The sequence below is a fragment of the Flavobacterium piscisymbiosum genome (assembly GCF_020905295.1).
Classification (GTDB): domain Bacteria; phylum Bacteroidota; class Bacteroidia; order Flavobacteriales; family Flavobacteriaceae; genus Flavobacterium; species Flavobacterium piscisymbiosum.
In genome coordinates this window covers 611,242-625,854 of sequence record NZ_JAJJMM010000001.1, presented here as the reverse complement: position 1 = coordinate 625,854, position 14,613 = coordinate 611,242, and the positions used below count along the sequence as shown (strand labels likewise).

At 32.8% G+C, this 14,613-nt stretch carries 9 protein-coding genes; all 9 read left to right on the top strand.

Annotated elements, in window-relative coordinates:
• Window positions 1-96: 96 nt before the first annotated feature.
• The 9 genes from LNP81_RS02955 to queA all read left to right on the top strand — a co-directional run bounded on the left by LNP81_RS02955 (window position 97) and on the right by queA (window position 14,535).
• Window positions 97-3,708 (top strand): DUF2135 domain-containing protein, encoded by a 3,612-nt coding sequence (locus LNP81_RS02955; RefSeq protein ID WP_230033303.1) that lies wholly within the window; start codon window positions 97-99, stop codon window positions 3,706-3,708.
• 157 nt (window positions 3,709-3,865) lie between these two features.
• Window positions 3,866-4,843: a ribosome small subunit-dependent GTPase A gene (gene rsgA / locus LNP81_RS02950; protein WP_230033301.1), complete on the top strand. Its 978-nt coding sequence runs from the start codon at window positions 3,866-3,868 to the stop codon at window positions 4,841-4,843.
• A gap of 154 nt (window positions 4,844-4,997) precedes the next feature.
• Window positions 4,998-5,450: a D-aminoacyl-tRNA deacylase gene (gene dtd / locus LNP81_RS02945; protein WP_230033299.1), complete on the top strand. Its 453-nt coding sequence runs from the start codon at window positions 4,998-5,000 to the stop codon at window positions 5,448-5,450.
• Between the two features lie 64 nt (window positions 5,451-5,514).
• On the top strand, window positions 5,515-7,422 hold the full coding sequence (locus tag LNP81_RS02940) for a DUF3858 domain-containing protein (protein WP_230033297.1): 1,908 nt from the start codon (window positions 5,515-5,517) through the stop codon (window positions 7,420-7,422).
• 5 nt (window positions 7,423-7,427) lie between these two features.
• Complete coding sequence (locus LNP81_RS02935) at window positions 7,428-9,449, top strand: DUF3858 domain-containing protein (RefSeq protein ID WP_230033295.1); 2,022 nt, start codon at window positions 7,428-7,430, stop codon at window positions 9,447-9,449.
• A gap of 1 nt (window position 9,450) precedes the next feature.
• Complete coding sequence (locus tag LNP81_RS02930) at window positions 9,451-11,442, top strand: DUF3858 domain-containing protein (protein WP_230033293.1); 1,992 nt, start codon at window positions 9,451-9,453, stop codon at window positions 11,440-11,442.
• Window positions 11,443-11,444: 2 nt separating this feature from the next.
• Window positions 11,445-11,771, top strand: a complete 327-nt coding sequence (locus tag LNP81_RS02925) for a nucleotide pyrophosphohydrolase (RefSeq protein WP_012022600.1) — start codon at window positions 11,445-11,447, stop codon at window positions 11,769-11,771.
• Between the two features lie 134 nt (window positions 11,772-11,905).
• Window positions 11,906-13,129 (top strand): 3-phosphoshikimate 1-carboxyvinyltransferase, encoded by a 1,224-nt coding sequence (locus LNP81_RS02920; RefSeq protein WP_230033291.1) that lies wholly within the window; start codon window positions 11,906-11,908, stop codon window positions 13,127-13,129.
• Window positions 13,130-13,485: 356 nt separating this feature from the next.
• Entirely contained in the window at window positions 13,486-14,535 is a 1,050-nt protein-coding gene (gene queA, locus LNP81_RS02915) for a tRNA preQ1(34) S-adenosylmethionine ribosyltransferase-isomerase QueA (protein WP_065448560.1), read from the top strand.
• Window positions 14,536-14,613 lie beyond the last annotated feature (78 nt).

The window sequence follows — 14,613 nt, the reverse complement described above, 5'->3', positions numbered from 1 at the left end:
GCTTTGGAGATTTTTTTTTGAAATAATTTGAAGTGGTTTCCAACCTTTTTAGATTTTATGTTCTCTATACAATTATAGAACCTTAACTCTCGTGTTATGAAATCAAAATTATGTTTATCTCAGCCAGGAATTTTTCAAGTAAGCTTGAAAATGTTATTTTATTTGATATTGTTTTTAGGAACAAAATCTTTCGCTCAAAGTCCCGAATTAACAGTAAAAGGGGATGAAGCTGAAAAGGTTCGAATGAATAAACTAATTGTGAATGTAAAAGTGGTGGGGAATATCGCTTACACCACTGCCGAAATGCATTTCTTTAATTCGGGAACCCGCCAGATGGAAGCGGAACTTATTTTTCCTTTACCGGAAAATGTTTCGGTTTCCCGATATGCCATTGACATCAATGGAAAAATGCGTGAAGCCGTTCCGGTCAATAAAAACAAAGGGAAACAGGTTTTTGAAGCTATTGAACATCGACGTGTTGATCCCGGATTATTGGAGAAAGTAGACGGGAATAATTTCAGAACCAGAATTTATCCGTTGATGCCAAACGGCGAACGCACTGTGATTATTGGTTACGAAGAAGAACTTTCGGCATTTGATAAAGACAATCTGGCGTATCAATTGGTGAGTCGTTATCCTAAAAAGCTGGATAATTTCGAGATGAATGTTTCGGTTTTAGGAACTTCGGCTTCGCCAACTGTTTCGGAGAATTCGGGAGACGCAATTGTTTTTTCGAAATGGAATCAATCTTTTCAAACTTCTATCAAAAAAGAAAATTATCAGCCATCTGAAAAACTACTTTTTAAGATTCCGATTCAGGAAAATACTCCGAGTGTAATCATGCAAAATGTTGGTGGACAGCATTATTTTTACGGAAATACTTTTATCGAAGGAAATAAAATAGCTAAAAAAACTCCGGCTTCAATTGGTTTAATTTGGGATAATTCACTGAGTTGTAAAACAAGAGATGTAAAAAAAGAAATGAGTTTGTTGAATGCTTATTTTCAAAAAATAAAAAATACAAAAGTCACTTTATACTTTTTGAATTATACTTTCGAAAAACAAAAAGAATACGTCATTACAAACGGAAACTGGACTGAATTAAAAGCAGTTTTAGAGAATACAAAATATGACGGAGGAACTCGTTTTTCGCAACTTAATTTCATGAACAACGACGAATATTTGTTTTTCTCTGACGGACTTTCATCTTTGAGCGAAAATGTTTTGCCAAAGACTAAAAAAACAATTTATACCATTACATCTTCAGTTTCGGCAGATTTTTCTTTTCTGAATTATTCGGCGATGCAAACGGGTGGAAATTTTATCAATTTAAATCAGGTGAATCAGGACAATGCATTAGATAAACTGACTAATAGTAATTTGAAGTTTTTAGGTATAAAAGAGAATTATACGGTAACAGATTTATTTCCGATGGAAGGAACTTCGGTTTCAGGAAGCTTTAGTTTTTCGGGAATTTCTCTGAATCAAAAAAATCAAATTACCTTATTATTTGGTTATAATAATGAAGCAGTTTTAGAACGAAAAATAACTCTGGATGCTATTGTTCAAAATACAAATGATGTGAATGTTGAAAAACTTTGGGCACAGAAAAAAATAGCCAATCTTGATTTTCAATATGCTAAAAATGCGGATGAAATCGAACTTTTAGGAAAGAAATATGGAATTATAACCAAAAATACTTCGTTGATTGTTCTGGAAGCTATTCGTGATTATATTTCTTATGATATTATTCCGCCGGCCGAATTACGTGCTGAATTTGACCGAATTAAAAAACAGGAAAATGCTAATGCTTTGGCGCAGCAAAAAAATAATTGGGAAAGTATCGAAACTTATTTTGAAGGTTTAGATAATTGGTGGCAAAAAGACATTAAATATTCAACTCCAAAACCTTTGCCGAAAACAAAAGTTCAAAAAAACAGAAGAGTAGTTAATAATACAAATACAGTAAGCAGAAATTCAGGCAGAAGTGCAACGGCAGTTTCAACTAGAAGCACAAATGTTGCGGCAGGTAAAGTTGAAGGGACTGTTTTAGATCAGCAGGGAACGCCTTTACCGGGTGTAACGGTAACAATAAGAGGAGAAAGAGAAGGAGTTGCTACTGATTTTGATGGTAAATTTGTAATTAGAGCCGCCGAGAATAGCACTCTTAACTTTAGTTATATTGGCTTTGACTCTTATCAGTTGAATACAGACATGAATAATAAGTTTACAGTAGTATTACGAGAGAATTCAGTACAATTAGAATCAGTTGTTGTAACGTCAGCCAGAAGTATTAAAGGCGATGCTGATGCCGTGATGACAGTTGATGAGCCAGTTGGTTCGGGGCCTGTAATGAATGTAGTTGAAGAAGCTCCGGCAGCTGTAGAGTCTTCTGATAAAGCAGGATCTGAGTTGAAAGAAGTTACTGTTGTAGGTTATGGAACGGTTAAAAAAGCTGACGTTTCCTATTCTGTACAAACAATTTCGTCTGAAAGTATTTCAAAAAATACCAATGTATCTCAGGCACTTGCTGGTAAAGTTTCAGGAGTTCAAATTACTGCTTTACCCTCTGTGAGTAGTGATAAAGTTATATTTGATGAGAAGGTTTCAATGCCGATCTCAAAAAAACCTTTAATAATTGTGGATGGAAAACCTTTTGAAGGTGAATTGTCAGATTTGGATCAGGATGACATCGCTTCGGTAGATGTTCTTAAAGATGCTTTGACAATTGCACTCTATGGAAGCAGGGCATCAAACGGAGTTGTAAATGTTGTTACAAAAAAGGGAGAATCTAATGTGATTAATAACGAATCTAAAACCTGGAATCCGGATAGATTATATCTTAAAGCTTTAGCCGCCGCACCAAAAGATAAACAATACGAATTGTATTTTGAATTAAGAAAAGCGCAGGAAAGAAACCCGAGTTTTTATTTTGATGTGGCTCATTTTTTCTACAATCAGGGCGATGTCAAAAAAGCTTTGCAAGTAATCAGTAATATTGCTGATTTAGGTTTAGAGAATCATCAGCTTTATAAAACCCTTACATATACATTACGTCAGTGGAAAGATTTTGATGATGCCTTATTTACTGCAAGACAAATTGCAAAATGGAGAGCGCATGAACCACAAAGTTTGAGAGATTATGCTTTGGCTCTTGAAGGTGCAGGAAAATATCAGGAAGCTTTTGATGAATTGATTAAAGCATTAGAAGTAAATTATTACGGAGAAATGAGCGGTCAATATGAAGGTGTGGAAGATATTATTTTAATGGATATTAATCGTTTGACAATCGAACATAAAGGTTTGAAAACGGGTAAACTTGATAAAAAATATTTGAAGAAAATGCCGGTTGATATCAGAATAATTATGAACTGGAACCAAATCGATGTCGATCTTGATTTGCATGTTATTGAACCAAATGGAGAGGAATGTTACTACAGTCACACCAAAACAGAAGCCGGAGCAAGATTCTCTAAAGACTTTACAGAAGGTTACGGGCCAGAACAATATTTAATTAGAAATGCTATAAAAGGGAAATATCAAATAAAAACCAATTATTTTGGCGAAAGAGAATTAACAGAAAGTGGTCCGGCAACGGTTATGGTTGAAATATATACGACCAAAGCCGGAAAAACGACAAAAACGTTAAAAACAATTCAGCTAGGAAAAATCAAAGAGAATGAGATTTTAGCCGAAATTGTTTGGTAAACGCACCAAATTCTGAGTAAGTCATTAATTTTAAAAGGCGAAATTGCGTTGTTCAATTCTAAAAACGTAATTTTGCCTTTTATTTTTTATTCTTCTAAAGAATGAGAAATCTAATCCCGAAACTTCGGGACTAAAATCAGTAATCTAAAATTAAAGAATGACAGGACTCGTATATAAATCTACAGGAAGTTGGTACACAGTAAAATCGGAGCAAGGCGATTTTATAGAGTGCCGTATGAAAGGGAAGTTTAGGATGAAAGGTATCAAGAGTACCAATCCTATTGCTGTAGGCGATATTGTCGATTATGAACTCGAAGAAACCTCTGATGCCTTAACCGGAACGATTTTTAATATTCACGAAAGAAAGAATTATATCGTTCGTAAATCAGTTAATTTATCGCATCAAATGCATATTATCGCGTCGAATATTGATCGTGTATTTTTATTGATCACGATTAATAATCCGCCAACAACTTTCAACTTTATAGACCGTTTTTTGGTTACTGCCGAAGCCTATAATATCGAAACAATTCTGGTTTTTAATAAAATAGATACTTTTGATGAGCCAACGCTCGAGGATCAATTGTATATGCAATACGTTTATCAGCAAATTGGTTATAAATGCCTTCGTGTTTCATCTACAGAAATGAAAGGTGTTGATGAATTGAAAGAAATGATGATTGGTAAAGTAAGTATGTTCTCCGGACATTCAGGAGTTGGAAAATCGACTTTGGTTAATGCAATGGAACCGTCTTTACATCTTAAAACCAAAACCATTTCTGAAGCCAGTAAACAAGGTCAGCACACAACTACTTTTGCCGAAATGTATGATTTATCTTTTGATGCAAAAATCATCGATACGCCAGGAATCAAAGGTTTTGGAATCGTTGATATGGAAAAAGAAGAAATCAGCGGTTATTTTCCTGAATTCTTCAAACTAAAAGATCAATGTAAGTTTAACAATTGTCTGCATAAAGAAGAACCTCATTGCGCTATTAAAGCGGCTTTAGAAAGAGACGAGATCGCCTGGTCACGTTACAATAGTTATCTAAAAATCTTAGAAGGTGACGACGAAAATTATCGTACAGATTCGTATGATGAAGATCGAAAAGCGAGTGATGAGTTAAGGAAGTAAACTTTTTAAATTCCAAAACGAAAATTCCAAATTCCAAAAAAAAATTATCGACAAATTTTGAATGTAGAGATGCACAGCAGTGCATCTAACGCTAGAAATTTAATCTTTTTAATCCGTGTAATCTTTGGCAAAAAAACACATTATTAGATAAAATATGAGAATTGTTCTTCAAAGAGTTTCAGAAGCATCCGTTACCGTTGATGGAAATAAAACAGCTGATATAAAAAAAGGTCTACTTGTTCTAGTAGGAATTGAAGATCTGGACACTCAGGAAGATATCGATTGGCTAGTTGGGAAAATCATAAAAATGAGAATTTTTGGCGACGAAAATGATGTTATGAACTGTTCTGTTCAGGATATCGGCGGAGATATTATTGTCGTAAGTCAGTTTACACTTCATGCTTCTACAAAAAAAGGAAATCGCCCATCTTATATAAAAGCTTCAAAACCCGAATTCGCAATTCCAATGTATGAGAATTTTGTAAAATCTTTAGAAAAAGAATTCAATAAAAAAGTACAAACCGGAATTTTTGGTGCAGATATGAAGGTTAGTCTCTTAAATGACGGCCCTGTAACGATTTTAATTGACAGCAAAAATCGAGAGTAAAATTTTATTAAACATATGTTAAGGATTTCTAAAAATAATATATATTTGGCGAAATTACTTACTAATGAAATTTACTTTTTCGGGATTATTTTTTTTCTTATTTACCCTTATTCTTTCGGCTCAAAAAACCGAATATGCTGTAACAGCGATTTCTGATAGTCTTAAAGAAAATACCAATGCTGTTGTTCGATTAGATCAAATGGATATTAATATTGCTTCGCAGAGAAGCATGAATATCAAAACACAGCGGGTTGTAACAGTTTTAAATGAAAAAGGATTAGGGAACATTGATGCTTATCAACATTATGATAAATCACTTAGTGTAAAAAATATCGAAGCAGTTGTTTATGATATATCCGGTAAGGAAATCAAAAAAATTAAACGAAAAGATTTTAAGGATAATAGTGCGGTAAGCGGAAGCACTCTTTTTTCTGATAGCCGTGTAGTGTACTTAGATTATACACCAATTTCGTATCCTTTTACAATTGTTTATACCAGTGAAATTGAAACTTCAAGTACTGCTTTTATACCGCGATGGTATTTTTTAGGAGATTACAATTTAAGTGTAGAGAAATGTATTTTAAATGTTTCATTTCCAAATGACCTGGGATTTAAAAAGAAAGAATTTTGTTTTTCAGGTTTTAATATAAAAAAGACGGTTGATTCCGATACAAAACTAAGTTATATCGCTCTTAATATTTTAGCCAGAAAAATAGAAGACTATAGTCCATCTTCTTCTGATCTTTTTCCAAAAGTGATGATGGGATTAGAGAAATTTCATTTAGAAGGAGTTGACGGTACTGCTACAACTTGGGAAGCATTTGGTAAATGGTATGGCGATAAAATCTTAACCGGAACAACTATTTTGCCGGAAGAAACTAAAGTTAAAATAAAAGCATTAGTTGGAGATGAAAAAGACCCAATTAAAAAAGCAAAAATTATTTACGATTATGTACAGCAAAAATCCAGATATGTAAACATTGCTATAGGTATTGGTGGCTGGAAACCCATGCTTGCCAGTGATGTAGATCGTTTAGGTTATGGTGATTGTAAAGCATTATCAAATTATACAAAAGCACTTTTAGAGGTTGTAGATGTTCCTTCTTACAATACTATTTTATATGGAGATAGTTACAAATCAAATATTCAATCTGATTTTGTTTCGATGCAGGGAAATCATATGATTTTAGCTATTCCTAATGGTAATCATTACACTTGGTTAGAATGTACAAGTCAGGTCGCTCCTTTTGGATATCAGGGAACTTTTACTGATGATCGCGATGTCTTGATTATTAAGCCCGAAGGCGGAGAAATCGTGAGAACAAAAGTGTATGAAGATTTGGGAAATACTCAAAAAGATAAAGGACTATATAGCATAGACGAAAATGGTAATTTTTCGGGCTCCATATCAATTGTTTCAGAAGGTTCTCAATACAATACAAAGTCGAGATTAGAAACTTTTCAGCCAACAGAAAAAGAAGCACATTATAAAGATTATTGGAGCAATATCAATAATTTAAAATTAGCTAAAATTGCTTTTACCAATAATAAAGAAAATATTCAATTTACTGAGGATGTACAAACAAGTGCTTTGAACTATGCGGCAATTTCGGCAAACAAAATGATTTTTACCGTAAATGCTTTCAATCAATCTTCTGCGAATGTCAAGAGAATCCGCAATAGAAAAACTCCGCTTCAGATTCAGCGTGGTTATTTGGATACGGATGAAATCGAAATTAATTTACCAACAGGTTTTACGATAGAATTTTTGCCTTCAAACTTTGAATTGAAAGGTAAGTTTGGTGAATATAAAACCGAAATCATTAAAAAAGAAAATAATAAACTGACTTACAAACGCTCTATACTTATAAATAAAGGACAATATTCAAATAAAGAATACGATGAATACCGTCTTTTTATGGAGCAAGTGTCAAGAAACGATAACGCCAAAATTATACTAACCAAGAACTAACCAAAATGAAAATTACCAAACTTTTTAGTCTGTCAATTCTATTGTTGTTTATTACGAATGTAACAGCACAGGAATTTAAATTAGGAAAAGTATCTATTGCTGAATTGGAACAAAAAGTACATCCTAAAGATTCATCGGCAGTGGCTGCCATTTTATATAAAAAAGGAAAAACAAGAATAGAATATGATGTGAATAATGGTTTTGTGACCATTGCAGAAGTAGAGACCCGAATTAAGATATATAAAAAAGAGGGTTACGATTGGGCGAATCAAAATGTTTGGTATTACAACGAGTCTGATTTTAAAGAAAAAGTAAATTTTAGTGATGCAGTTACTTATAATTTAGTAAATGGTAAAATCGAAAAGACAAAACTAAAAAGTGACGGGGTTTTTGATGAGGTCTTAAATAAATTCAGAGCTCAGAAAAAAATAACAATGCCTAATGTTAAAGAAGGTTCTGTTATTGAGTTCAGTTATATTATAAGAACTCCTAGTGATAGAATGATTAGAGAATGGGATTTTCAAACCAGTATTCCTGTCAATTATTCTGAATTCAAGACATATATTCCGGAATATTATGTTTTCAATTCGAGACAAAAAGGATATGTTTTTCCTAAAATGAGTACTGCAAAAGATTCAAAAACTGTTGTATTTCAAAATAAAGAAAGATCTGGAGGAGTTGGCTTTTCAGCTGTTAAAACAGATTATTCGGTACAAAATGTAAACTATACAGAAACGCAGACTAGTTATGTGGCAGTAGACTTTCCGGCGATGAAAGACGAGGCTTATGTAAACAATATTGATAATTATACATCAAGTATCCAACATGAATTATCGATGACAAAATTTCCACAAGCAGAGACAAAGTTGTATTCTGTTGATTGGGATGCAGTAGTAAAGACAATTTATAAATACGATGATTTTGGTTCTGAATTAAATAAAACAGGTTATTTTGAAGAAGATTTAAAAAAGAAATTGGAAGGAAAAAATACTGCCGATGAAAAGATATTGGCTGTTTTAAATCATGTAAAAGAGAATGTAAAATGGAACGACTATTTTGGATATAGCTGTGATAGCGGCGTGAAAAAAGCATACAAAGAAAAGACAGGAAATATTGGCGATATTAATTTAATGCTAACGGCTATGTTGCGTTATGCAGGTTTAACTGCTAACCCGGTTTTGGTAAGTACACGTTCTAACGGAATCTCAATTTTTCCAAACAGAACTGCTTTTAATTATGTGATTGCTGCAGTCGAAACTCCAAACGGAAATGTTTTGTTAGATGCCTCAGATAAATTTTCAACGCCAAATGTTTTGCCTTTTAGAGCTTTAAACTGGTACGGTAGATTGATTAGAAAAGACGGAAGCTCTGAAGAAGTAGATTTAATGCCTAAAAAATCTTCAAATGATGTTGTTTTTATGAATTATAGTATTGATGCCGAAGGTAAAGTGACAGGAAAAACCAGAAGACAATGTACAGATTATAATGCCATGATTACAAGAGATAATATCAGTGGACTTAAAGAGGAAGAGTATTTAGAAAAACTGGAGAATAGAAATAACAAAATAGAGATAAGTGATTATTCAAGAACAAACGAAAAAGATTTGTTATTGCCTATTGTAGAAAGTTATTCGTTTACCGGAAATAATTTATGCGAAGTAATAGGTGGGAAAATCTATATAAGTCCAATGTTGTTTTTTACAAATGAAAAAAATCCTTTCAAGCAGGATGAAAGAGAATATCCGGTTGATTTTGGATTTCCTTTTACAGATAAATACAACATAACACTTCAAATTCCTGAAGGTTTTACAACCGAGGTATTGCCTGCTCCTGTGGTTCTGAATATGGAGGATAATTTAGGAAGTTTTAAGTTTAATATTGCTCATGCAGGCAATGGATTACAAATAAATATTCAGCATCAAATCAACGAGGCAATTGTATCTACTGAAAAGTATGAAATGCTTAAGCAATATTATAAAAGCATGATTGCAAAGGAAACGGAAAAAATTGTTCTAAAAAGAATCTAATATGAAGTTTCAAGACTTATTGATAATTGTTTTTTTACTTCTGGGAATTTCAAAAAGCAGCGCTCAAAATTATGAGTTGGGAAAAGTTACTGTTGCTGAATTAAAGGAAAAAGCAAACCCAAAAGATACAACTGCGCCTGCTGCAATTTTGTTTAAAAAAGGAAAAACATTTTTTACGTTTACTAAAGACAAAGGTTTTTCTGCCAATCATGTTTATGAATTTAAAATTAAAATTTATAAAAAAGAAGGATTAAGTTGGGCAAATCAAAAAGTGAACTTTTATATTGGTTACGAAAGTTTAAATAATGACAGAGTAGATTTTTCTGATGCTGTAACCTATAATTTAGAAAATGGAAAAGTTGTAAAGACAAAACTTGAAAGTGAAGGAACTTTTAAAAAGAACATTAATAAATATTGGAACGAGAAAGCCATAACATTGCCAAATGTAAAAGTGGGTTCGATCATAGAATATAAATATACTTTAAGATCAGAAAATATTACAAAACTACCCGATTTTCAAATTCAGTATGATATCCCTGTTAATTATTTTGAATACAAGACGGAAATTCCGGAGATGTATATCTATAAAACAATTTTAGTTGGAAGCCAGCCTGTAATAACAGATTCTAAATTGATTAATGGCGGTGTAAGTTTTGAAAATGAACATAATCAAACCAATAGGCTTTCATATAGGCAAATTAATACCATTTGTTCCGGAAAAGATGTTCCGGCGCTAACAGAAGAGCCTTACGTAAATAATCCTATTAACTACAGAGGATCTATCCAGCATGAATTAGAAAGAATTAGATATGTTGATCAGCCGGATAAAGATTATACTGTTACATGGGAAGGTGTAGCAACAACAATTTTTAAAGATCCAAGTTTCGGGAAAGAACTTAGTCAAAACAGCTTTTTAGTAGAGGATGTTAAAAGATTACTGACTAACGTTGAGTCACCAGACGAGAGATTAAATATCATTTTTAAATTCGTTCAGAATAAAATGAACTGGGATGAAACTAGAGGTTGTTACACTGATAAAGGCATCGTAAAAGCATATAAGGATCAGACAGGAAATGTAGCTGAGATTAATTTTATTTTGATCAATATGCTAAAAATGGCTGGTATTGCTGCAAATCCTGTTTTGGTAAGCACGATTGAAAACGGAGTTCCGATTTATCCAACAAGAACTGGTTTTAATTATGTTATTGCAGCAGCCGAGATTGACGGGAAACAAATACTTCTGGATGCTAGTCATAAATTCACAACGCCTAATATCTTGCCATTAAATGTGTTGAATTGGAAAGGAAGACTGATTAAAAAAGACGGGACTTCGCTGGAAATTAATTTAGAACCAGTTACACTCTCGCGGGAAATGTCTAATTTATTAGTAAAAGTAGATGCTAATGGAAAGATAGAAGGGAAAGGAAGAATTCAGAGAACAGATTATGATGCTTATAATTTCAGAGTGCACAACGCTAATAAGAACAATGAGACTTATCTGGAAAATTTTGAACAACAATTAGGAGACGTAAAAATTTCAAATTACGCTGTTGAGAATAAAAAGACAAATCTATCAGGTTCTGTTTTAGAAAGTTTTGATTTTGTATCCGATAATCAATCTGAAATAATTGGAAGCAAAATATTTATCAATCCGTTATTGTTTTTTACAAGAAGTAAAAATCCTTTTAATCAGGAAAACAGACAAATGGCGATTTATTTTGGATATCCAACTTTCGAAAGATATGTTATAAGCTTAGAAATCCCTGAAGGATATATGGTAGAATCATTGCCAGCTGCTGTTCGCATTTCATCAGAAGATAAAGAGATAGTTTTTACCTTAATCATTTCAAAAGATGGAAATAAAATTCAAATTTTGAGTTCAAAAGAAATTAACAATAGTATTTTTGCAGCAGATCAGTATAATGGATTAAAAGATCTTTTCCAGAAGATGATTGCCAGTCAAAATGAAAAAATTGTTCTTAAAAAAATATAACTATGGACTTAAAAAATGCACAACTAGATGTCGATACCTGGATAAAAGAACACGGTGTTCGCTATTTTAATGAGCTTACAAATATGGCACAACTTACTGAAGAAGTAGGTGAAGTTGCCAGAATAATTGCGCGCAGATATGGAGAACAATCAGAAAAGGAAAGTGATAAAAACAAAGATTTAGGCGAAGAATTGGCCGATGTTGTTTTTGTAGTTTTATGTCTTGCCAACCAAACCGGAATAGATTTACAAGCCGCTTTTGATAAAAAAATGGATTTAAAATCAGTTCGAGACAAGGATCGTCACAAAAACAATGATAAATTGAAATAATTGTGAAATATCACTCATAGGTTTTGAATTATGAGTTTTGAATTTTGAATTATGAGTTGGGAGTGGTAAATTGCGTGGCTGAATTACGTTTCTAATCATTCATAATTCATAATCTACAATTTACAATTAAAAAAATGAATTTACTACTTCAAACAACTCAACATAATTTACAAGGACAAATTGCAGTAACAGGGTCAAAAAGCGAGACGAATCGTTTATTGTTGTTAAAAGCATTGTTCCCAAATATTACGCTAGCCAACACATCGAACTCTGATGATAGCGAAGTGATGCAAAAGGCATTAATAGGGAATGACGAAATTGTAGACATTCACCATGCAGGAACTGCAATGCGTTTTTTAACCGCTTATTTTGCTGTAAACGAAGGTCGCGAAGTAGTGATGACAGGTTCAGGCAGAATGCAGGAACGTCCGATTAAAATTTTAGTAGAAGCTTTAGGACAATTGGGAGTTGAAATCTCTTATGAAAAAGAAGAAGGTTATCCGCCAATTAGAATTAAAGGAAAAAAAGTTACGGCTTCAAAAGTTACTTTGGCAGCAAATGTAAGCAGCCAATATATCTCGGCACTTTTATTAGTCGCTTCAAAATTAGAAAACGGTTTAGAGTTAACTTTAGAAGGAGAAATTACTTCGATTCCGTATATCAAAATGACTTTGGCTTTGCTTAACGATTTAGATATTCAAACCAGTTTTGAAGGAAATGTGATCAAAGTTTATCCAAAAGCTGAGGTTGAAACCAAAGAAATGGTTGTAGAATCAGATTGGAGTTCAGCATCGTACTTTTTTAGTTTGGTAGCTTTAGCTGATACTGCTTCAATCACATTGAGCAGTTATAAAGAAAATAGTTTACAAGGAGATTCTGAATTGGTTTCGCTTTACGAGAAATTAGGAGTTCAGACTACGTTTCAGGATAACAAAATGACTTTGGTAAAACAAGAGAATTTTAAATATGGAACTGTAAATTTCGAATTAAACAATACGCCGGACATTGCGCAGACTATTGTTGTAACCTGTTTAGGTTTAGGAATTGGTTGTCATTTAACGGGTCTTCATACTTTAAAAATCAAAGAAACTGACAGACTTGAAGCGCTTAGAATTGAATTAACAAAATTAGGAGCCAATATCTCGGTAACTAATGATAGTTTGACTCTTGTAGCTTCAGAAAATATCAATCATAATGTAAAGATCGGGACATATAATGATCATCGTATGGCAATGGCATTTGCTCCGTTGGCTTTAAAAGTGCCTATCATTATCGAAGATGCTGAGGTTGTCTCTAAATCATATCCTGATTTCTGGAACGATTTGAAAGCATTAGACTTCCAAATTTCAGAATTATAATCAGCTTTTTACCATATAAGTTATATAAGTTCATTTAAATAAAATGAGCATAATTTGAATAGCCTCTAGTTTTAACTAGGGGTTTTTTACGTTTAGATTTTCGGCTTTAGCCAAATAAAAACGCTAACAATTTTTTTAAGAATCCAGATTAATTTGACTCATATTTCTTATATAGTTAAAAAAAACATAAAAACTACATTTTTAACCAACGTCAAACAGCAGCAAATCAACGACTTTTGAAAATAAACATCAAAACACTTGACAACGCCTATCTCACAATCGTATATTTGCACACGATTAAAAATCAGGTCTTCAAATAATCCTGATTGAAAATCTATAACTCATAACTTTCTCAAATGAAATTATCACATTTTCAATTTAATTTACCGAAAGAACTTTTAGCAGAATTCCCGGCAGAAAACAGAGACGAATCTCGTTTAATGGTAATCGATCGTCAAAAACAAACTATAGAGCACAAAATGTTTAAAGATGTTATCAATTATTTTGATGACGGAGACGTTTTGATTCTTAACAATACAAAAGTTTTCCCTGCACGTTTGTACGGAAACAAAGAAAAAACAGGAGCAAGAATTGAAGTTTTCTTATTAAGAGAATTAAATTCAGAGCAACGTCTTTGGGACGTTTTAGTTGATCCGGCTAGAAAAATCCGTATTGGTAACAAACTTTATTTTGGTGATGACGATTCGTTAGTTGCTGAGGTAATCGACAATACAACTTCTCGTGGTAGAACTTTACGTTTCTTATACGATGGTTCATATGAAGAATTCAGAAACAAATTGACAGAACTTGGAGAAACTCCAATTCCTAAATACATCAGTAGAGAAGTAACAGCTGAAGATGCTGAAAGATATCAAACAATTTATGCAAAAGAAGAAGGAGCTGTAGCTGCACCAACTGCAGGTTTACACTTCTCAAAACACCTTTTGAAAAAATTAGAAATTAAAGGAATCAATTTTGCTGAAGTTACACTTCACGTTGGTTTAGGAACTTTTAACCCGGTTGAGGTTGAAGATTTGTCTAAACACAAAATGGATTCTGAAGAATTGATCATCAAACAAGAAGCTTGTGATATTGTAAACGAGGCAAAAGCGAAGAAAAAACGTATTTGTGCTGTTGGAACAACTTCAATGCGTGCTATTGAAAGTTCAGTTTCATCACAAAATACTTTAAATCCTTACGAAGGATGGACAAATAAATTTATTTTCCCTCCTCACGATTTTAGTATTGCAAACTGTATGATTACCAATTTCCACACACCAAAATCAACATTATTAATGATGATTTCTGCTTTCTGTGGACATGATTTAATGAAACGTGCATACGATGAAGCAATCAAAGAAGAATACAAATTCTATTCTTACGGAGATGCAATGTTGATTATCTAATTAGATATTCAGATAAAATATAAAACCTGTCAGTGATGACGGGTTTTTTTATTTAAAATGGTTTCAAGTTTGTCATTA